Raw genomic sequence first — 16,970 nt, 5'->3', positions numbered from 1 at the left:
TATGAAAACTATTTTGTCGACAATTGGCCGGGTAACAATCACGGCGGCGGTGACCGCGGGCGCGGTCTACGCGGGCTGGCAGCTATGGCGCCATTACGAGGTCGAGCCCTGGACGCGCGACGGCCGCGTGAAAGCCTATGTCGTGCAGGTCGCGCCCGACGTGACGGGCCAGGTGACCAAGGTCTACGTGCACGACAACCAGCAGGTGAAGGCCGGCGAGGCACTGTTCGACATCGACCGCGCCCGTTTCGAACTCGCCTTGCGCCAGAGCGAAGCCCAGGTGACGGCAGCCCAGGCCGCGCTGGCCCAGGCGCTGCGCGAGAACCAGCGTAACACCCAGCTCGACGACCTCGTGTCGCAGGAAACCCGGGAACAAGGGCAGACCCGCACCGACCAGGCCCGCGCCACGCTGGCCCAGGCCATCGTCAACCGCGACACCGCCAAGCTGAACCTCGAACGCACGCGCGTCGTGTCCAGCGTGAACGGCATCGTGACGAACCTCGACCTGCGCGAAGGCGCGTACGCCACGGCGGGGCATCCGGTGATGGCCGTCGTCGACAGCGGCTCGTTCTACGTCGAAGGCTATTTCGAAGAGACCAAGCTGCCCGGCATCCAGCTCGGCGACCAGGTCGACGTGACGGTGATGGGCACGCGCCAGCCGATCCGCGGCCACGTGGAGAGCTTCGCCGAAGGCATCACCGACCGCGACCGCAGCACCGGCGCCAACATGCTGCCGAACGTGAACCCGACCTTCAACTGGGTCCGCCTCGCGCAGCGCGTGCCGGTGCGGATCGCCATCGACCAGGTGCCGGCCACCGTGCGCCTCGTCGCCGGGCAGACGGCGACGGTGAAGGTGTTGCCGGCTTTGGCCAAACCTTTGGCCAAGCCTGCGGCCAAGGCAGTGGCTGCCGTTCCCGCCGCGACTACCACGCATAAATCGTCATGAACCGCTACCGATCCTCCGTCAAGAAAGTCTTCACGCTGTCGCTGCTGGCGGCCGCGCTCGCCGCCTGCACGACGGTGGGCCCCGACTACCACGTGCCGAAAGAGGCCGTGATCAAGCGCGACGCGGCCAACGCCCCGTTCATGGGCGCGGCCGAGCAGTCCTTCAAATCCGAACCGCTCCCGGCCGACTGGTGGCGCCTGTACCAGGACCCGCTGCTCGACAAGCTGGTCGCCAAGGCCTTCGCCAACAATGCCGACCTGCGCGTGGCCGCCGCCAACCTGCAACGCGCGCATGGCGTGCTGGAAGAGGTCGAGGAAAAGAAGCGCCCCGAAGTCGAGATGAGCGCCGCCCCGCAATACGGCCGGATCGCCGGCGCCCAGCTGGGCATCCCGGAACAACTGCCTACCGACGGCCTGTACGACGCCGACGTCAAGATCGGCTACACGCTCGACCTGTGGGGCCGCATCCGCCGCGCCGTCGAAGCGTCGGAAGCGGACGTCGAAGCCGCGCAGGCGGCCAGCGACCTCACGCACGTGATCGTCGCGGCCGACACGACCCGCGCCTATGCGGAAGCGTGTTCGGCCGGCTACCAGCTGAAAGTGGCGCAGGATTCCGTCGATCTGCAGCGGAAGTTCGTGAATCTCACGGCCGAACGCGTCAAGCGCGGCCGCGGCATCGCCATCGACACCACCCGTGCACAAGCCCAGCTCGACCAGCTGCGCGCCAACCTGCCGCCGCTGGAAGCGCGCCGCCGCACGGCGCTGTACCGTCTGGCTGTTTTGACAGGTGAAGTGCCGAGCCAGTTCCCGGCCGAGGTCGCGCAATGTTCGACGCCGCCACGCGTGGCCGCGACGATCCCCGTTGGCGACGGTGCCGCCCTGCTGCGCCGCCGCCCCGACGTGCGCCAGGCCGAGCGCCAGCTGGCCGGCGCCACCGCGCGCATCGGCGTCGCGACGGCCGAGCTGTACCCGAACATCAACCTGGGCGCGTCGGTCGGCATGATCGGCATGATGAACCAGTTCAACGATGCGAACACGTGGAAGTTCAGCCTCGGCCCGCTGATCTCGTGGAGCCTGCCGGCGACCAGCTCCGCCCGCTCGCACATCGCGCAGGCCAAGGCCAGCACGGCCGGTGCGCTGGCCCGTTTCGACTCGGTCGTGCTGAACGCACTGCGCGAGACGGAAAGCGCGCTGACCGTCTACGCCCGCGAGCTCGACCGCAACGCCGCCCTGCGCGCCGCACGCGACCAGAGCGCGCTGGCGTCGCGCCAGTCGGCCAGGCTGTACCAGTTCGGCCGCACGGACTTCCTGTCCCAGCTCGACGCGGACCGCACGCTGGCCAGCGCCGAGAGCGTCCTCGCGGCATCCGACGCGCAGCTGGCGGCGGATCAGGTGCAGCTGTTCCTGGCGCTGGGCGGCGGATGGGAAAACACGCACGCGCAGCATGGCGGCGAGCATGTCGCGCAGGCGCATCACAAGGAGTGACGCGCCTGGCGTTCACAACAATTTATCGAGCGTGATCGGCAGATCCCGCACCCGCTTGCCCGTCGCGTGGAACACGGCATTCGCGATGGCGGCGCCCACGCCCGTGATGCCGATCTCGCCGATGCCCTTGGCGCCCAGCGGGTTCACGTGCGGGTCGTCCTCGTCGACGATCTGCACGTCGATCGCCCGGATGTCGGCATTCGTCGGGACGTGGTACTCGGCCAGGTTGCCGTTCACCGCGCGGCCTGCGCGCTTGTCGATCAGCGTCTCTTCGAACAGCGCCAGGCCGATCCCCCAGACGATGCCGCCCATCAGCTGGCTGTAGCCCGTCTTTTCGTTCATCAGCTTGCCGACGCCATAGACGCCCACGACGCGCGGCACGCGGATCTCGCCCAGGTCCTCGTCCACCGTCACCTCGACGAACACGGCGCCGAACGCGTGCATTGAATACTTTTGCTTCTCGTCGCCGGGCTCGGCCTTCGCCGTCACCTCCACGGGACCGCCGTGGCGTGCGGCGATGGCCTGCATCGCTACACGCCGCGCCGGATCGGCCAGCAGATAGAGCTCGCCACCATCCGACGTCGAATCCACGCCTACCTGGTCGGCCGTCGCGCCGAACAACGGCGAGCGTTCATCGGCCGCAGCAATGCCGAGCAGCTTCAGGCGCAACGCCTTCCCCGCCGCCTGCACGGCCGGCGCCACGCTGGCGACCGTCGTCGATCCGCCCGAGACGGGCGCTTCGGGCATCTGCGAATTGCCCAGCTCGAAGCGCACGCGGTCGACGGGCACGCCGAGCGCATCCGCCGCTACCTGCGTCATCACGGTGTAGGTGCCGGTGCCGAGGTCCTGCGTACCGGAGCGGAACAGCGCGGTGCCGTCCGGCGTCAAGGTCGCGGAGCATTCCGCCGCCGAACGGTTCGTCGGATAACTCGCCGTCGCCATGCCCCATCCGACGAGCTTGTTCCCCTGCCGCATCGAGCGCGGCTGCGGGTTGCGGTCGCGCCAGCCGAAGCGCTCCGCGCCGATCTCGTAGCATTGGCGCAGCGATTTACTGGAAAACGGCAAGTCCTTGCCGGGATCGCGCTCCGTGTAGTTTTTCAGGCGCAGGTCGAGCGGGTCCATGTGCAGCTCGTAAGCCAGCTCGTCGATCGCGCAATCCTGGGCGTACGAGCCCGTCGCTTCCCCTGGCGCGCGCATGAACGTGGGCGTGCCGAGATTCATCCGTGCCAGCCGGTGCGACGTTTCCTGGTTCGGGCTTTCGTACATCATGCGCGTGACGAGGCCGCACGGCTCGATCCAGTCCTCGATCATCGACGTGTAGGCGATCGTATCGTGGCTGGATGCCGTCATGCGGCCGTCCGACAGCGCCGCCATGCGCATGCGCTGCTCGGTGTTCGGGCGGGTGCCGACCGGGCCGAACATCTGGTTGCGGTCCAGCGACAGTTTCACGGGACGCCCCAACTGCTTCGCGGCCATCGCGGCGAGCACCACGTGCGACCACACGGAACCCTTCGAGCCGAAGCCGCCGCCCACGTACGGACAGATCGCCGTGACGTTCTCCGGCGGGATGTCGAAGATGCTGGCGACGATGCGCTGCACGCCCTTCATGTATTGCGTCGAGTCGTACAAGGTGAGGCGGTCGCCGTCCCACTGCGCGATCGTCGCATGCGTTTCGAGCGGATTGTGGTTTTCGATGGGCGTCGTGTAGGTGACGGCTATCCGCGCGCTGCCGGCCAGCAGCCCCGCCTGCAAATCGCCGCGCTTCGTGTCGGTCTCTTCCGTCAACACTTTTTCCGGCGGATGCACGGACGCCTTGGCCTGCTCGAAGTCGAGCACGGCCGGCTTGCGTTCGTACTCGATGCGCAGCCGGGCGCCCGCCTCGCGTGCGCGCTCGAACGTGTCGGCCACGACGACGGCGATCGGCTGGTTGTTGTAGTAGACGTCGTCTTCCTGCAGCAGGGTCAGCCTGCGCCCGATCGGCGGCTGGAGCTTGCCGTCCTTCATGTTGGGAGGAAGCCGCATGGCGTTCGCCGGGGTCAGCACGAGCAGCACGCCCGGCACCTCGCGGGCCACGCTGTCGTCGATGGAGAGCACGCGTCCGCTGGGAATCGTGCTCGTGACGAGGACCGCATGGGCCACGTTGTCGACCGGATGCTCGGCCGAATAGCGCGCCGCGCCGCTGACTTTGGCCCACGCGTCGACGCGATTGATGGGTGCGCCCGTGATCGTCATGCCATGCCTCCCATCTCGCCCGTGGCCTGACTGCCCGTCGCGATCCGCAGCGCCCGCGCGACCGCGCGCCGCGCCAGTTCGACCTTGAACGCGTTGTGCGCATGCGGTTGCGCGCCGGCGACGGCGTCCGCCCCGACCTTGCCCAGCACGTCGTCCGTGAGCGCGCCCAGCGACTGGCCGCGCAATCTCTGTTCCGCACCCAGCGCCCGCCAGGGTTTATGGGCCACGCCGCCCAGCACGATGCGCAGGTCGCGAATGATGTCGCCGTCCACGTCGACGGCCGCCGCCACCGACACGAGCGCGAACGCATAGCTGGCCCGGTCGCGTACCTTCAGGTAGTGCGCATGCCGGGAAAACGGCGTCGGCGGCAATTCCACCGCCGTGATCAGTTCGCCAGGGCGGATCACCGTGTCGTCCTGCGGGCGGTCTTCCGGCAGCCGGTGGAACTCGGCGACGGGCACCTGCCGCGCGCCGTCCGGCCCCTGCAGGTGGATGACCGCGTCGAGCGCGACAAGGGCAACGCTCATGTCGGACGGATTGGTCGCGATGCAGTGCGGGCTCGCGCCCAGGATCGCGTGGATGCGGTTGTGGCCGTCGATGGCGTCGCAGCCCGAGCCGGGATCGCGCTTGTTACAGTGGGAGAAAGCGGGATCGGTGAAGTAATAACAGCGCGTGCGCTGCAGCAGGTTGCCGCCCACGGTCGCCATGTTGCGCAGTTGGGGCGACGCGCCGTTCAGCAGCGCCTCCGACAGCAGGCGGTAGCGCTGGCGCACGAGCGGATGGTTCGCGGCCGCCGTGTTGCTGGCCATGGCACCGATGCGCAGGCCGCCGCCCGGCAGCTCGTCGATGCCGGCCAGCGCCAGCCGGCTCACGTCGATCAGGCGGACGGGTTTCTCGATGCCGCTCTTGTACAGGTCGAGCAGGTTGGTGCCGCCGCCGATGTATTTCGCACCCGGCTGGCGCGCGAGCTCGAGCGCGTGATTCACATCCCTGGCACGGTCGTAGAAGATCGATTGCATGCACGTCCCCCTACGCCTGGCGCAAGACCACGCTGTGGATGGCCTTGACGATGTTGGGATAGGCGCCGCAGCGGCACAGGTTGCCGCTCATGCGCTCGCGGATCTCGTCTTCGGACAGCGCCCCCGGCGCCAGCTGGTCGCCTTCGGTCAGCATGCTGGCCTGCCTTGCCTTCACTTCATCCAGCAGCGCCACCGCCGAACACACCTGTCCCGGCGTGCAATAGCCGCACTGGAAGCCGTCGCAATCCATGAACGCCTGCTGCATCGGATGCGGCTGCCCGCTCTGGGCGAGCCCCTCCACGGTCGTGATCTCGCGGCCGTCATGCATCATCGCCAGCGTGAGGCAGGCGTTGATGCGCTGGCCGTCCACGAGGACCGTGCAGGCCCCGCACTGGCCGCGGTCGCAGCCCTTCTTGGTGCCGGTCAGGCCCAGCACGTCGCGCAGTGCGTCCAGCAGGGTCACGCGGGGCTCGATCGTCAGGTTGTGCTCGGCGCCATTGATCCGCAAGGTGAGCGGTTGCGGCGGCGCATGGACCAACGTCGCGCCCTGCGCACGCTGCTCCGATAGACTCTGGTCATCGTCTGGCATGACTTTGCTCGCTTTCGAAGATGGATTGCCTGATTCATCATCTCCGAAATCAAAAAATCGCGGAGCGCGCGAGAAGCGTGCCGTTGCGGCAAGTGTTTGAAGCGCTCTATACTCGCGCAGTGATGCACAGAAGCATCAGCAACCCGGAAATGACCATGCGCTCCACCTTGCTCCTGTTGACACCGCTCTTGCTGCTGGCCGGCTGCGTCAACGAATCGGCCAGCTACACGATCGACAGCAACGACCACGCCCTGACCGTGGTTGTCACACAGGATTATTTCTGGAGCAAACAGGTGGGCCTGCGGGTGATCGCATCGCGCCTGCCGGACTGTCAGCGCCAGTTCGACCTCGGCAAGACGCCACTGGCCGACCTGAACGTCGAGCTGTTCTCCACGGGCGACGAGACCTTTTTGCTGCGCGCGGGCGACGCGATGTGGCAACTGGAAACCCGTACCTGCAGCCAGTTGCCGGAACCGTCGGACAATGTGCAGGCCCAGCCGATCGGCGTGTTCCACATGGATGCGAAAAAGAAGCTCGTGTTCGAGCCGGCGGAAGGCTCGGTGGCGGCCACGCGCTAGTCCCGCCTCGCTGGATAGCGCTCACACCCGCCGGCGACCAGCCGGTCATCCGCCCCCAGCCCGGATCAGTGCTGCCCGGTCAGCTGGCGCAGCCGCGCGATTTCGGCCGTGCGCCCCAGCCGGTCGAGCGCCTGCTCGAGCAGGGTGCGGTCGCCGTCACGCAGCATCGTCCATTGCGTGAAATATTCGTGCACGGTGCGCCAGGGCGGAAACTCGGGCGGCATGCTGCGCCAGGCGCTGCCGGTGTGGAGGAAGTACAGGACGGCGCAGAACACATCGTACAGATCGTGCTTGCGCGGCCGGGTCTTGCGGCGGGCCGCTTCCAGCATTTCACGCACGGTCTCGAACTGTTCACGCGGTACATCGCTTGGAAAGGTTTGCCTGGCCATGTCGATCGCCTCAAATTCACTTGGAGACACATGATCCGGAACAGGTTCCCGGTCATCGACGGGGCGTAGCGCATTGTCGCGACGGATTCGAACACGGCGCCCAGTAAATACAGTCTAGCAGCGTGTTCGGAATCATGGCGCCTTTTTTTTGCGGCGCCATGCGTGCGGGGTCGGGCAGGCCGTCAGTCGCGGGCCAGCGCCAGGAACTCGGTGCGCAGCGCCAGGTTCGGCTGCAGTTCGCCCAGGAGGGTCGACGTGATGGTTTCCTCGCCCGGCGTGCGGATGCCGCGGCTTTCCATGCACATGTGGCGGCACTTGATGACCACGCCCACGGCCTTCGGTTCCAGCACTTCCATCAGCGTGTTGGCGATCTGGACCGTCAAGCGTTCCTGCACCTGCAGGCGCTTGGAGAACACGTCGACGAGGCGCGTCAGCTTCGACAGCCCGACGATCTTGCCGTTCGGCAGATAGCCCACCGTCGCCTTGCCGAAGAACGGCGCCAGGTGGTGTTCGCAATGGCTGTAGACCGGAATGCCGCGCACGACGATCAATTCGTTGTATTCCTCGGCGCCGTCTTCGAACGCCTTGAGGATCTCGACCGGATCCTGGTCGTAGCCGGAAGTCCAGTGTTTCCAGGCCTTGGCGACACGCGCGGGCGTCTCGTGCAGGCCGGAGCGGTTGGGATCTTCGCCAAGGCTTACCAGCAGGCGGCGCCAGTCGTTCTCGGTGAAGACTTCTTTGTCAGACATGGTTAACCCTAAAATTTTCGATTGCCGAGAGTATATAGAAAATGAAGCGGATCCACAGATGACGGCGGCTTCCTTGCGCAAACCGAAAGCCGGACTGTGGCGGATGCGCTAGCGTAGTCGACGTCCTTGTCACTGCGCGGAGAACAGCCATGCTTGGGAGCACCGTCCTGGAAGTCGCGATCGGCCTGACATTTTGTTACGGCACGGTCGCCCTGATCGTCAGCACCTTGCAGGAAGCGCTGGCCGCGGCGTTCCGGCTGCGTGCCAACACCCTGCTGGCGGGCGTCAAGAGCATGCTCAACGACTCCCGCTTCGACGGGCTGGCGCGTGCCGTCTACCAGCATCCGCTCGTCAACCCGCATGCGGACGGCACGCAGCCGAGCGAACGGGACATGCGTACGCGGCCATCGTACATCGAACCGGCGCATTTTGCGATTGCGCTGGTGGACAGCCTGTGGAAAGTGCCGGGCGACTTCGCCCAGCTCGGCAACGCCATCGAGACGATTCCCGATGCGCAGGTCCGGCAGGTGATGCGCGGGCTGTACGGGCGGGCGCGCGACCTGCAGCAATTCCAGGACATGCTGGCCGGCTGGTTCGACAACGCGATGGCGCGCATGTCCGGCGCCTATAAACGGCGCCAGATGCTGATTTCCCTGCTGCTGGCGCTGCTGCTGGCGATCCTGTTCAACATCGACAGCATCCACCTGTTCCGCACGTTGTGGCAGCAGCCGGCCCTTGCGGCCCATCTCCATGACGCGCCCGGCGCGCTCGACCCGGCCGTGTTCGACGCCATGATGGCGCTGCCGATCGGCTGGACGCGGTTCCCTCCGGTAGCCAATGCCGATTTCGCGCTGCAGGTCGCCGGCTGGATCGTCACGGCGTCGACCGCGCTGTTCGGCGCCCCCTTCTGGTTCGACCTGATGCAGCGCGTCGTCCGCATGCGCAGCACGGGCGCGCGGCCGGAAGAGACGCCGCTGGCGCTGCGCGTGGAGGGCAAGGTCGCAGCTACGCCCGTACCGTAAGCGGGCCGGCCGTCAGCGGCCGGGCGGACGGTGGCTGTCGACCAGCACGCTCGAGATCGACACGTGCGGCACGCGCTCCGGCCACTCGTCGCCCGGTCCGAACCAGCGCGCCTCGCTGATCTCGTTGGGATCGGTACGGATCTCGCCGTCCAGGTAATCGGCCGTGAACGCGATCATCAGCGAGTGCGGGAACGGCCACGACTGGCTGCCGAAATAGCGCAGGTTGTGCACGCGCAGGCCCACTTCCTCGAACACTTCGCGGTGCACGGCTTCCTCGATCGTCTCGCCCGCTTCCAGGAAGCCGGCCAGCGGCACGAAGCGTTTGACGGCGGACTGCGTGTGCAGCGCCAGCAGCACCTTGTCACCATTGCGGATCAGGACCATCATCGCCGGCGAAATGCGCGGATAGGCCATATGGCCGCAGTTCACGCACTTGAAGCAGCGCTCGCCCGCCGCCAGCACGGTGCCGCTGCCGCAGGCGCCGCAGAAGCGGTGCGTGCGTGCCCATTCGGCGATCTGGCAGGCGCGCGCGGCCACGCCGAGGTGGCCTTCGTCGAACTCGCCGAACAGCGAACGCAGCCCGCGCCAGGCGTAGCCGGGCGGTGCCAGTGCTTCGTCGTCGACCCAGGCGGTCTGGCAATAACGGTCATCCAGCAGGCCCACCGGCTGCAGGCGCGGCGGGTCGAGCGCGAGGCTGCGTAGCGCGGCCTCGTCGGGCAGGCCGAGGTCGGCCTCGCGCACGAGCAGCCGCCCGCCATGGAAGACGAAGGACAGCGGTGCGGCATCCTGCTGCGGAGCCATCAGGGGCGTGAACGAGGCGGGCGTCTGGAGCATGAGGAATCCGTCATCAAGGGCACTGCCGTCGATGATACCGTCTTTCGCCGTACCGTTCAGGCCGCCATCGACATCCAACGACCGCGCGAATGGATGAACTAATCCAGCTCATCGTGCTCCAAGCCTCAGCAGGACCGCAGCGCAACCCAACGCGGAGGTAACGATGACCGATGTTCCCGTCGTGCTCGGTATTAACCGGACCCAGGACGCCAGTGCCTGCCTGATGCAGGGCTCGCGGCTGGTGTGGGCGATCCAGAAGGAGCGGCTCACGCGGCACAAGCACCATTGGGGCCGGCCGGGCGACGTGCGCGACCGTTACGGACCGCGCCTGCCATGGCCGGAGCGGCCCATCGACATCGTGGTCGAATGCTTCTCGTGCGACGACGAAGCGCGCCACCAGGCCCGGTACGACGCGGAACTGGGCGCGACGCTGCGCCTTGCCCCCGACTGCCGGCATGTGCGCATCTCGCACCACCTGGCGCACCTGTACAGCGTGTTCCACCCGTCGCCGTTCCGCGAGGCCGCCGCCATGGTCATCGACGGCCAGGGCAGCCCCGTCGCGGACCTGACCGACCACTGGAGCGGCGCGGCGTACGTGCCGGGCGACTGGCGCGAAGTCGCCTCGTTCTACCGCGCCGACCGCGAACGCGTGCACTGCATCGGCAAGCACCTGTGGGACCGGGACCACATGCGCCTCGTCGGACTCGGCATGTTTTATTTCCTGCTGACGCAAGCCATCTTCCCCGGCGAAGGCAACGAAGGCAAGGTGATGGGGCTCGCCCCGCACGGCCGGCCGCATGCACTGGGCCTGCCGCCACTGGCCGTCGAAGGCGGGCAGGTGACGTTGCCGCCGGCCTGGCGCGACATCCTGCGCGACCACGAACGATTCCGCTACGGCCAGCCGGGCGTCGCCTTCGCCGACTGCGCCAACCTGGCGGCGGCGGGCCAGCGTGCGTTCGAGGATGCCATCGTGGCCGTGGCCCGCTGGCTGCATGCGGAGACCGGGCTGGACAACCTGTGCTTCGCCGGCGGCACGGCGCTGAACTGTTCGGCCAACGAACGCCTGCTGCGCGAAACGCCGTTCAAGCAGGTCTTCATTCCGCCCGCGCCGGGCGATGCGGGCACCGCGCTGGGCTGTGCGCTGTACGGCCTCGCGGAACTGGCCGGCGCCGGCTGCGCCTACCGCTGGACCCACGACTACCTCGGGCCCCTGCCGCGGCACCACGACATCGAAGCCGCCCTGGCAGACCGGGACGATCTGCACATCGTCCACCTCGCGGACACCGACGCCATGTGCAGCCACATGCTCGACCTGCTGTGCCGGGGCCGCGTCCTCGCCCTGTACCAGGAAGGCAGCGAATTCGGACCGCGCGCCCTGGGCCACCGCAGCATCCTGGCCGATCCGCGCCAGGCCGAAGTCCGAGACTGGATCAATGCGCGCGTCAAGCAGCGCGAGTGGTTCCGTCCGCTGGCACCCGTCGTGCTCGCCGAACGGGCCGGGGAATACTTCGACCTGCCGCGTCCCTCGCCCTTCATGCAGTTCGCCGCACCGGTCCGGCCGGACAGGATCGCACAGGTACCGGCCATCACCCACGTGGACGGCAGCGCGCGCCTGCAGACCGTCGGCCCGGACGATGACCCGCTGCTGCGCCGCCTGCTGACGGGCTTCGATGCGCGCACGGGCGTGCCGGTCCTGCTGAACACGTCGTTCAACGGCAAGGACGAACCGATCGTGGAAACGCCGGAGGAAGCGCTTGCCTCGTTCCGCCGCATGCCGCTGCACGCCCTCGCGATACCGCCCTTTCTCGTGACCAAACGGATCGAACCGGAGCTGCCCGCATGATCCGTGCGTATCCAGGACGGGCCAGCGTGCTGCCCGGCGCCACGCTGCAGCTGCACGTGTCGACCGACAGCCGCCGTTTCCGCGTCACGTTCTACCGCTGGAGCGACGGACCGGTCGAGATGCTGCGCAGCGACTGGCTGCCCGGCGCATGGGCGGCCGATGCCGCGCCGGACGCGGACTGGAACTGGCCGGCCTATCCCTTTCCGATCCCCCCGGACTGGCCCTCGGCCGTGGTCATCGCCGACCTCGAAGAAGAAGGACGCAAGACCACGTTCGACCTCGCCCGCGGCCACGGGGCCGCCCTGTTCGTCGTGCTGGCACGGCCTGGAGAACGCGGCATGCCCGGCGGTCTGCTCTACAAACTGCCGCTGGCCACGTACCACGCCTATAACGCCAGCGGCGGCGGCTGCTTCTACGTCCACCCGCCGCGTTCGATCGAGCCGCCGGGCGCGCGCGTCTCGCTGCGCCGTCCCGGCGGCGGCATCGGCGGGCCCGTATGGTGCGCCGCCGACCATTACGACACCGCATCGCCCCGCCAGACCTTCGCCCACTGGGACGCGCGCTTCATCCGCTGGCTGGCACGCAATGGCTACCGCGCCGACTTCTGCACGGACCTCGACATCCACGCCGACCCGGCGCTGCTCGCGGGCTACCGCCTCCTGGTCGCGGCCGGCCATGACGAATACTGGAGCACGACGACACGCGATGCCGTCGAGGACTTCGTCGCCCGCGGCGGCAATCTCGCTTTCTTCGCCGGCAATGTGTGCTGGTGGCGCATCCACGTCGTCGCTGACGGGACGGCCATCGTCTGCCACCAGGGCGGCCCGCATGGCGCCCGCGACCAGTGGTGGTCACCCCGCGGCGCGGCGCGTCCCGAAGACAGCTTGAGCGGCGCCAGCTACCGGCATGGCGGCGGCTCGTGGGATGGTCCGCGCAGGTCCGGCGGCTATCGTGTCCAGCAGCCCGATCACTGGATCTTCACGGAGACCGGCCTGGCGCGCGGCGACGCGCTCGGACGGCATAGCTGGCCGCCGCTGGCGGGCTATGAATGCGACGGCGTTCCGCTCGACGTCTTCGATGCCGACCATGGCGCATTGCTGTCCGTCTGGGCGGACGGGGACGGTACGCCGGACGGCTATGCATTGCTGGCGGCGGCGCGCCTGGGCCCCGACTGGCAGGAATTGCCGGCACGTGCACGCCACGCGGCCGGCGAAGGCATCCACACGGCCGCCATGGGCCTGTTCACACGCAACGGCACCGTGTTTTCTGCCGGAACCACCGACTGGGCGCAAGTCCTCGACGCCGGCCGGGATCGCCAATTGGAGCGCGTCACGCGCAATGTCCTTGATGGCCTGTTGCAAAGGTAGCGCGGCAACTCAGGCGACAAAGGAGCAACAATGTACCGTCGACCACTGCTGCAGCGCCTCGATCCGCCTTCGGTCATCGTATTCCGCGCCCTTCACCTGGGTGACATGCTGTGCGCGGTGCCCGCGCTGCGCGCGCTGCGCGCCGCCGTGCCCCGTGCCCACATCGCGCTGGTGGGTTTGCCGTGGGCGCAGCAATTCGCAGACCGGTTCAGTGCGTACGTCGATGAATTCATCGCCTTTCCCGGCCACCCTTTGCTGCCCGAGCAACCGGTACGGCAGGAGGCGCTCGCGCGTTTCTACAACAGTCTCTGCACCCGCCAGTTCGCGCTGGCGCTCCAGTTGCACGGCAGTGGCGACGTGAGCAACGACATCGTCAGCGGCTTCGGCGCGCAGGCGATGGCCGGGTTCTGCCGTGGCGCGCCCGTCGTCCGCGACCGCACCGTCCTGTTTCCCTATCCGGAAATCGGGGCGGAGCCGGAGCGCCTCCTGTCGCTGATGGAGCAGCTGGGCGCACCATCGACCGGCGTCCACCTGGAATTTCCGCTGTCGCACGACGACGAAGACGAGTGGCGCGCAAGCGGCCTCGGCACCGCACTCACGCCCGGCGCCTACGTGTGCATCCACCCGGGCGCGCGCAAGCGGGACAAATGCTGGCCGGCGGCCTTGTTTGCGGAGGTCGGCGACCGCCTCGCCGCCGAGTTCGGCCTCAAGGTGGTGTTGACGGGATCGGCCGAGGAAGCGGACCTGACGGCCGACGTGGCGTCCCGCATGCACCACCCGCCGCTCGACGCCGCCGCGCCCATCTCGATCGGTGCGATGTCCGTCCTGATGCGTGATGCCAGGCTCTTGCTCTGCAACGACACGGGCGTGTCCCACATCGCGGCCGGCCTCAGGCTCAAAAGCGTCGTCGTGTTCAGCAAGGCCGACATTGCCCGCTGGGCGCCGCTCGACCGCCACACGCACCGCTGCATCTGGGATCCCGGTGCGGAGCGCGCCCAGGTGGTGCTGCAACATGCACGCGCATTGCTGGCCGGCACGGCGCCGAGCCGCCAGCGCAGTGTCGGCATGTGGCCTTACTGGTGACTATTGATGAGCCAATGCCGCATGGGCCAGCGCCTCCACCTCGTCGATGCCGACATCGGCGACGAAGCTCACATCGTGCGGACAGCGCGCTCGCAGATTGTCCTGATCGCAAACAGGGCAGCGTGTCCGCACCGACATGGCCGCATGCAGGGTCGAGGGCCGCAACGGCATTCCGTCGATCAAATTCGTCAGCCAGAAGATGCCGACACTCGGCACACGGAGCGCCAGGCCCAGGTGCAGCGGGCCGGTGTCGTTCGACACGAGCAGCGCGGCGCGCGCCAGCAGGCCGCACAGCCCGCCCAGGCTCAGCCGGCCTGCGAGTGCGACGGCCGGCGCGTGCATGCGCGCCACGACCTCGTGCACAAGATCCACTTCGTCCGGCGAACCGTTGACGGCGACACAGGCCCCGTCCTGCGCGAGCCGGTCGCCCAGCGCCGCGAACGATGGCGCCGGCCAGCAGCGCCGCGGATCGGTCGACCCCGGCTGCAGCACGATGAGCCGCTTACCGGCCAGCCCGGGCATGATCGCCGCGGCCTCGTGCCGGTCGGCTTCCGTGAGCGCGAGTTCCGGTTGCGCGTCAAGCGGCCACTGGATCTCCGCGCCGGCCAGGCCCGCGATCTCGAGCAAGGCCAGCCTGCGCGGGCTGGGCTGGCGAAACGGCACCCAGCGATCGAGCAAGGGCACACCCGGCGCGCAGGCCCCCGCCGTCAGCCGTGCACCGAAGCGCAACAGGAATGGATTCGAATGACGCCCTCCGCCATGCATCTGCAGTGCGAGATCGAAACGCTCGGCGCGCAGCGCGTCGACGAAGCGCTCGACCTCGTCTTTCGAAGTCTCGTGTGCGCCGACGCCTTGCACGGGCGGCACCTCGACAACCCGGTCGACCGGCCCCGGCCTCCCGTGCAGGAACGCACGATGCCAGGCTTTTCCCGCCAGGACCAGTTCGGCCCCGGGATACGCCTGCTTTAACGCGTGCAGGGCCGGCAGCGCGAACACGAAGTCGCCCACTGCGCCCGGCCGCAGCACGACGATCTTGCGCACATCGTGGACACGCATGTCGTGGACACGCACATCGTGGACACGCACATCGTGGACACGCATGTCGTCTACACGCATGTCGTCTATACGCATGTCGTCTACACGCATGTCGTCTACACGCATGTCATCGAGACGGTCACTCGCCGGTCGCATCGTGCGGCTCGTCGTGCGGCTCATCGTGTGGCTCATCGTGTGGCTCATCGTGTGGCTCATCGTGTGGCTCATCGTGTGGCTCACTGAGCGGCAACACATACGGCGCATCGATGGCCCGTGCCGTGATGGTCGTCGGCAGTTCCATGTGATACGCGCCAGACGGAAATATCGCGCAGCCGCCGTACAGCGCCATCACACGCTGCTGGGCCAGTACATCTTCTCCGCAATGCTGGGCCGGCAGGTCGCGCCAGAAGTCGAAGCCGCCCACCGCGCGCAGCTTGGCCGTATCGAACATCACGCAGCCGCCGACCCAGGCGATCTTGTAGCGTCGCGTCGCTCCGGTCTCGTCCGCCAGGCGGGTCTGCACGTGAAAGAGGTTCGCCGCGCTGTGCAGGTGATGACGCGCCCACGCCGGGCTGCCGGGCCGCACGGTTTCCGGCATCACGGGACCGTCCCAGAATTCGATCGCTTCCTGCATCGGCCGCAACTGGCCCAGGTAGCTCAATCCATGCAGCGCACTGCCGACGAGGCCGCATTCCTCTTCCCGCAGGACGGCGTGCAGACGGGCGACGAGGTCCGGTTCGAGGATCACGTCGTCGTCGACGAACAGGCAGCACGGCGAGCGCACCTGGGCCAGCAGGAAGGCGCGCTGTTCGGCCATGCCGCGGCGGCGCGGGCGCCGGAACGTGTCGACACTGCGCCCGGTAACGCGCAGGTAGCGCAATACCGCCTGCACTTCGCCATGCGTGCAGACGCCGTCGCCATCTGACTGGTCGGCAAGCACGATGCGCAAGGCCGGCCAGGTCTGCGCACCGAGCGCCGTCAACGTGACCGCGAGCGCCGCGGGGCGGTTGCGGGTCGGGATCACGACGTCGATCGTCTCGTTCACGGCGCCGCCCTTCCATCCCCCTGCACCTGGCCGTTGAGGTACGGGTTCAGCGCGGGATCGTTGTACATCTTGAATTGACGATACAGCTTGAAATAGGCCCGTCCGGCCCGCGCTTCCGTGAGCAGCAGGTCGAGGCAGGCCATCAGGTCCTGGCGCTGCGCGAGCAGGCGGTCGAGCTTGGCGGTGCACGCGCGGATGTGGGCGTCGTCCGCATCGACGCGCTGCGTCTGCGCGCGCATGTGGTGGATCTTCAGCGCGAGGATCGACAGGCGGTCGATCATGGCGCCGGCCGTTTCGCTGGAGAGCCGCGCATCGGGTACGCAGACGACGTGGCGCAGGCCGGCCAGCAGCGCTTCGTCGATGGATTCGACCGCGTCGTTGCGTTTCTGGTTGTAGCGGTCGATCAGGCGCTTGCCGGCCGCGATCTCGGAAGGCGGCACGTCGAGCCGGCGCGCCCGGTCTTCCTCGCGCCACAGCAGGCCGTTGTAGCGGTGATTGGCGGCGATCCATTCCCATACACCAGCATCGGCGGCGACGTGCGACATCACGGGCCAATCGCGTTCGCGCAGCTGGCGGTCGTGGAACCAGACGACGGACACGGCATCGATTTCGCTTTGCATGGCAACTCCGATCCTGGGCAGACGAGCGACGTTTGCTTGGAGTACGCAGGCGTACTGGAGTTCTGCGGAATGCGCGCGGGCTTGGCACAGCGCAAACAAAAAAGGGCGGCGCCATCGGCACCGCCCTGAACGAGG

Annotated in this window: 15 protein-coding genes and 1 pseudogene; 7 read left to right on the top strand and 9 right to left on the bottom strand. The window is 67.9% G+C overall.

Features of this window, described 5'->3' with window-relative positions; all coding sequences use genetic code 11:
* Window position 1: 1 nt before the first annotated feature.
* Both ACEN98_RS02895 and ACEN98_RS02890 read left to right on the top strand, forming a co-directional pair.
* On the top strand, window positions 2-946 hold the full coding sequence (locus tag ACEN98_RS02895; RefSeq protein WP_413381297.1) for an efflux RND transporter periplasmic adaptor subunit: 945 nt from the start codon (window positions 2-4) through the stop codon (window positions 944-946).
* Window positions 943-2,430, top strand: a complete 1,488-nt coding sequence (locus ACEN98_RS02890) for an efflux transporter outer membrane subunit (protein ID WP_413381295.1) — start codon at window positions 943-945, stop codon at window positions 2,428-2,430. The genes ACEN98_RS02895 and ACEN98_RS02890 overlap by 4 nt, the downstream gene beginning before the upstream one ends.
* A gap of 12 nt (window positions 2,431-2,442) precedes the next feature.
* Here the strand turns inward: ACEN98_RS02890 and ACEN98_RS02885 are convergent, their stop codons facing one another.
* Genes ACEN98_RS02885 through ACEN98_RS02875 form a run of 3 tightly spaced genes read right to left on the bottom strand, consistent with a single transcriptional unit; the run spans window position 2,443 to window position 6,390 of the window.
* The gene (locus ACEN98_RS02885) at window positions 2,443-4,662 is read right to left on the bottom strand and encodes a xanthine dehydrogenase family protein molybdopterin-binding subunit (RefSeq protein WP_413381293.1); all 2,220 of its coding nucleotides are present in this window, start codon (window positions 4,660-4,662) and stop codon (window positions 2,443-2,445) included.
* A complete protein-coding gene (locus ACEN98_RS02880; RefSeq protein ID WP_413381291.1) occupies window positions 4,659-5,681 on the bottom strand; it encodes an FAD binding domain-containing protein in 1,023 nt (340 codons plus the stop codon). The genes ACEN98_RS02885 and ACEN98_RS02880 overlap by 4 nt, the downstream gene beginning before the upstream one ends.
* Before the next feature lie 10 nt (window positions 5,682-5,691).
* Complete coding sequence (locus tag ACEN98_RS02875; protein WP_413385942.1) at window positions 5,692-6,390, bottom strand: (2Fe-2S)-binding protein; 699 nt, start codon at window positions 6,388-6,390, stop codon at window positions 5,692-5,694.
* A gap of 35 nt (window positions 6,391-6,425) precedes the next feature.
* On the opposite strand from ACEN98_RS02875, the gene ACEN98_RS02870 reads away from it, so the two are divergent.
* Complete coding sequence (locus ACEN98_RS02870) at window positions 6,426-6,848, top strand: hypothetical protein (protein ID WP_413381289.1); 423 nt, start codon at window positions 6,426-6,428, stop codon at window positions 6,846-6,848.
* A gap of 113 nt (window positions 6,849-6,961) precedes the next feature.
* On the opposite strand, the pseudogene ACEN98_RS02865 reads toward ACEN98_RS02870, so the two are convergent.
* Both ACEN98_RS02865 and folE read right to left on the bottom strand, forming a co-directional pair.
* Window positions 6,962-7,237, bottom strand: a pseudogene (locus ACEN98_RS02865) (transposase); the annotation flags it as partial.
* Between the two features lie 182 nt (window positions 7,238-7,419).
* Window positions 7,420-7,986, bottom strand: a complete 567-nt coding sequence (gene folE, locus ACEN98_RS02860) for a GTP cyclohydrolase I FolE (RefSeq protein WP_160410791.1) — start codon at window positions 7,984-7,986, stop codon at window positions 7,420-7,422.
* Window positions 7,987-8,135: 149 nt separating this feature from the next.
* Between folE and ACEN98_RS02855 the strand changes: the two genes are divergently transcribed.
* A complete protein-coding gene (locus tag ACEN98_RS02855) occupies window positions 8,136-9,008 on the top strand; it encodes a hypothetical protein (protein ID WP_413381286.1) in 873 nt (290 codons plus the stop codon).
* A 12-nt stretch (window positions 9,009-9,020) separates the two neighbouring features.
* Here ACEN98_RS02855 and nudC read toward each other — a convergent pair whose 3' ends face one another.
* Window positions 9,021-9,842, bottom strand: coding sequence for an NAD(+) diphosphatase (gene nudC, locus ACEN98_RS02850; protein ID WP_413381284.1), 822 nt, complete (start codon window positions 9,840-9,842; stop codon window positions 9,021-9,023).
* Between the two features lie 163 nt (window positions 9,843-10,005).
* Between nudC and ACEN98_RS02845 the strand changes: the two genes are divergently transcribed.
* From ACEN98_RS02845 to ACEN98_RS02835, 3 genes are read left to right on the top strand one after another with little or no spacing between them, the layout of a single operon-like run.
* Window positions 10,006-11,685, top strand: coding sequence for a carbamoyltransferase (locus tag ACEN98_RS02845; RefSeq protein ID WP_413381282.1), 1,680 nt, complete (start codon window positions 10,006-10,008; stop codon window positions 11,683-11,685).
* Entirely contained in the window at window positions 11,682-13,052 is a 1,371-nt protein-coding gene (locus tag ACEN98_RS02840) for a N,N-dimethylformamidase beta subunit family domain-containing protein (protein WP_413381280.1), read from the top strand. The genes ACEN98_RS02845 and ACEN98_RS02840 overlap by 4 nt, the downstream gene beginning before the upstream one ends.
* A 30-nt stretch (window positions 13,053-13,082) precedes the next feature.
* The gene (locus ACEN98_RS02835; RefSeq protein WP_413381278.1) at window positions 13,083-14,135 is read left to right on the top strand and encodes a glycosyltransferase family 9 protein; all 1,053 of its coding nucleotides are present in this window, start codon (window positions 13,083-13,085) and stop codon (window positions 14,133-14,135) included.
* Here ACEN98_RS02835 and ACEN98_RS02830 read toward each other — a convergent pair whose 3' ends face one another.
* From ACEN98_RS02830 to ACEN98_RS02820, 3 genes are read right to left on the bottom strand one after another with little or no spacing between them, the layout of a single operon-like run.
* Window positions 14,136-15,386: a glycosyltransferase family 9 protein gene (locus ACEN98_RS02830; protein WP_413381276.1), complete on the bottom strand. Its 1,251-nt coding sequence runs from the start codon at window positions 15,384-15,386 to the stop codon at window positions 14,136-14,138.
* On the bottom strand, window positions 15,310-16,215 hold the full coding sequence (locus ACEN98_RS02825; RefSeq protein ID WP_413381274.1) for a glycosyltransferase family A protein: 906 nt from the start codon (window positions 16,213-16,215) through the stop codon (window positions 15,310-15,312). The genes ACEN98_RS02830 and ACEN98_RS02825 overlap by 77 nt, the downstream gene beginning before the upstream one ends.
* Window positions 16,212-16,835 carry a DUF4254 domain-containing protein gene (locus tag ACEN98_RS02820; protein ID WP_413381272.1) on the bottom strand — a complete coding sequence of 208 codons (624 nt, stop codon included), beginning with the start codon at window positions 16,833-16,835 and terminating at the stop codon, window positions 16,212-16,214. The genes ACEN98_RS02825 and ACEN98_RS02820 overlap by 4 nt, the downstream gene beginning before the upstream one ends.
* Window positions 16,836-16,970 lie beyond the last annotated feature (135 nt).

Origin of the sequence: Massilia sp. CT11-137 (genome assembly GCF_047302885.1) — a bacterium.
In the GTDB taxonomy this organism is placed as follows: Bacteria; Pseudomonadota; Gammaproteobacteria; order Burkholderiales; family Burkholderiaceae_D; genus Telluria; species Telluria orientalis.
Note: the sequence above shows the minus strand (reverse complement) of the source record. Positions and strands in the feature narration are given on the sequence as shown.

Bases quoted from the DNA above. Each gene is read 5' to 3' on its own strand.
- ACEN98_RS02830 (WP_413381276.1), bottom strand. From the start codon at position 15,386: ATGAGCCACACGATGAGCCACACGATGAGCCACACGATGAGCCGCACG.
- ACEN98_RS02840 (WP_413381280.1), top strand. From the start codon at position 11,682: ATGATCCGTGCGTATCCAGGACGGGCCAGCGTGCTGCCCGGCGCCACG.
- ACEN98_RS02820 (WP_413381272.1), bottom strand. From the start codon at position 16,835: ATGCAAAGCGAAATCGATGCCGTGTCCGTCGTCTGGTTCCACGACCGC.
- folE (WP_160410791.1), bottom strand. From the start codon at position 7,986: ATGTCTGACAAAGAAGTCTTCACCGAGAACGACTGGCGCCGCCTGCTG.
- ACEN98_RS02880 (WP_413381291.1), bottom strand. From the start codon at position 5,681: ATGCAATCGATCTTCTACGACCGTGCCAGGGATGTGAATCACGCGCTC.
- ACEN98_RS02835 (WP_413381278.1), top strand. From the start codon at position 13,083: ATGTACCGTCGACCACTGCTGCAGCGCCTCGATCCGCCTTCGGTCATC.
- nudC (WP_413381284.1), bottom strand. From the start codon at position 9,842: ATGCTCCAGACGCCCGCCTCGTTCACGCCCCTGATGGCTCCGCAGCAG.
- ACEN98_RS02870 (WP_413381289.1), top strand. From the start codon at position 6,426: ATGCGCTCCACCTTGCTCCTGTTGACACCGCTCTTGCTGCTGGCCGGC.
- ACEN98_RS02885 (WP_413381293.1), bottom strand. From the start codon at position 4,662: ATGACGATCACGGGCGCACCCATCAATCGCGTCGACGCGTGGGCCAAA.
- ACEN98_RS02845 (WP_413381282.1), top strand. From the start codon at position 10,006: ATGACCGATGTTCCCGTCGTGCTCGGTATTAACCGGACCCAGGACGCC.
- ACEN98_RS02890 (WP_413381295.1), top strand. From the start codon at position 943: ATGAACCGCTACCGATCCTCCGTCAAGAAAGTCTTCACGCTGTCGCTG.
- ACEN98_RS02895 (WP_413381297.1), top strand. From the start codon at position 2: ATGAAAACTATTTTGTCGACAATTGGCCGGGTAACAATCACGGCGGCG.
- ACEN98_RS02855 (WP_413381286.1), top strand. From the start codon at position 8,136: ATGCTTGGGAGCACCGTCCTGGAAGTCGCGATCGGCCTGACATTTTGT.